1 protein-coding gene is annotated in these 305 nt (G+C 32.5%); it reads right to left on the bottom strand.

What is annotated here, in order from left to right; translation table 11 throughout:
- On the bottom strand, nt 1–305 hold a 305-nt coding region (locus JKP73_RS22570), incomplete at both ends, for a UTRA domain-containing protein (RefSeq protein WP_200412029.1).

The following is a 305-nucleotide window of genomic DNA, read 5'->3' as shown; positions in this document are numbered from 1 at the left end:
AGTTGAAAAAAAAGGCTTGGAATTCCCAGTAATAAATGTACGGTATAGTGTTACAACTGGAAATCTAGGAGGCACATGTAAATATTCTGCGATATCTCCAGGAATTTGGTTAACCTCAATGGCACACCTAACTTCTTCTAGCTCATTTTGAGATTGCTCTAGAATTAATGTACTTAACGGTTGGAATTCAATATTATCCAACACTTTTTGTTTATTAATATATAAGTTTGGAGATATGTATCCAATATGAAATGCAATCGGCAGATCTTTAATATAGAATAAACGCTCTATCTTTTGAACTTTCA

Source organism: Virgibacillus salexigens (assembly GCF_014905415.1).
Taxonomy (GTDB): domain Bacteria; phylum Bacillota; class Bacilli; order Bacillales; family Amphibacillaceae; genus Virgibacillus; species Virgibacillus salexigens.
The sequence above is the reverse complement of the archived record's forward strand: the minus strand, read 5'-3'. Positions and strand labels throughout refer to the sequence as shown.